The 1,644-nt window shown below is 49.7% G+C and carries 1 protein-coding gene and 1 pseudogene; both read left to right on the top strand.

Annotated elements, in window-relative coordinates:
- Window positions 1-271 (top strand): annotated as a pseudogene (locus PYW49_RS23255) (DDE-type integrase/transposase/recombinase); the annotation flags it as partial.
- A 272-nt stretch (window positions 272-543) separates the two neighbouring features.
- Window positions 544-1,626 carry an IS110 family RNA-guided transposase gene (locus PYW49_RS23250; protein WP_320387684.1) on the top strand — a complete coding sequence of 361 codons (1,083 nt, stop codon included), beginning with the start codon at window positions 544-546 and terminating at the stop codon, window positions 1,624-1,626.
- The last annotated feature ends 18 nt before the right edge of the window (window positions 1,627-1,644 follow it).

Below are 1,644 nucleotides of genomic sequence, written 5' to 3'. Positions count from 1 at the left end.
AGGCGAGGCCAGTATCGTATCGCCCAACAGGCTCCAGCGACAGTTCAATCCGGATGCTCCGGATAAGCGTTGGGTAATGGACATAACCTACATCAGGACCCACGAAGGCTGGCTGTATCTTGCTGTGGTTGTTGATCTGTTCTCACGCAAAATTATCGGCTGGTCAATGCAATCCCGGATGACAAAGGACATTGTCCTGAACGCACTGCTGATGGCTGTATGGCGGCGTAATCCCCAAAAACAGGTGCTGGTTCACTCGGACAGTAATAATGTCCGTGTCAGTATTCATCATCCCACTTGCTGTTTCTTTAGTCAGATGAGATCACTGATGCAGTGAAGACTCCCCGGTTTCCTGACTCTCACTCTGAACGACCAGAAATGTGTCTTTCCCTGGACCCGTCGGTTACCGGGAAGTACTTCATGCGAGGCTTCTCCTCACCGATGCGCGTGACTCAAGAAGGGCCTGACGGCTTGTCTCTTTACTGTCCTGTCCGGGTTATCGTCAGGAGAAATGGCGAAATATTCCGGAGCAGGAAATGACTAATGGCGAACATAAAACCCATTCAATCACTGTCCGTTGTTGGCGGCGTTGATACCCATAAAGATTTACATGTCGCTGCTGTAGTTGATCAAAACAACCGCGTTCTGGGCAGCGAATTTTTCGCGACAACACGGCAGGGATACAGAAAAATGCTGGCCTGGATGTTATCTTTCGGCACGATTGAGCGTATCGGTGTTGAATGTACTGGCTCATATGGTGCAGGCTTGTTGCGCTACCTTCAGAGTGCCAAAATCGAAGTACTGGAGGTGACAGCCCCGGATAAAATGGAGCGTCGTAAACGGGGTAAAAGCGATACGATCGATGCAGAAAGCGCTGCCCACGCTGCACTCTGCAGAATACGCACCGTCACGCCAAAAACACGTAGTGGAATGATCGAAGCACTACGCGTCCTGAAAGTCTGCCGCAAAACAGCTGTCGCGGCACGACGCATTGCACTACAAATGATCCAGATGAATATCGTGTCAGCTCCTGATGAGTTACGTGATCAGATACGTCATCTCACGAGGATGCATTTGATTCGTACGCTGGCCTCATGGCGACCCGATGTTACCGCCTATCGGAATGTTCAGGATGCCTATCGTATAGCACTGAAATCGCTGGCCCGCAGATATCTTGAGTTGCATGATGAAATAGCCGATCTGGATGTCATGATAACGTCAATTGTTGATGAGTTGGCACCAGAGCTTATCAGGCGCAAAGCGGTGGGATACGAATGTGCATCGCAACTTTTGATTACCGCCGGAGATAATCCTCAGCGCCTGACTTCGGAGTCTGGTTTTGCGGCTTTATGTGGCGTCAGTCCAGTTCCCGTATCCTCCGGTAAAACAAATCGGCACAGACTTAACCGCGGTGGTGATCGTGCCGCCAATAGCGCCCTACATATTATTGCTATTGGGCGATTACGTACCGATACGAAAACACAGGAATATATCGCCAGACGGATAGCTGAAGGTCACTCAAAAATGGAAGCGCTGCGTTGCCTTAAACGTTATATCTCGCGTGAAGTTTTTACGCTGCTACGTAATCAAAATCGGCTGATCAACAGTACTCAAATAACAACTTGACTCTTAGAAGGGCGTCCA

The sequence above is a fragment of the Enterobacter chinensis genome (assembly GCF_034008295.1).
Lineage (GTDB): Bacteria > Pseudomonadota > Gammaproteobacteria > Enterobacterales > Enterobacteriaceae > Enterobacter > Enterobacter chinensis.
This window is presented reverse-complemented; position numbering and strand designations above follow the sequence as displayed.

What these genes read in the sequence shown, in the direction of transcription:
- PYW49_RS23250 (WP_320387684.1), top strand. Translation starts at nt 544, where the DNA reads ATGGCGAACATAAAACCCATTCAATCACTGTCCGTTGTTGGCGGCGTT.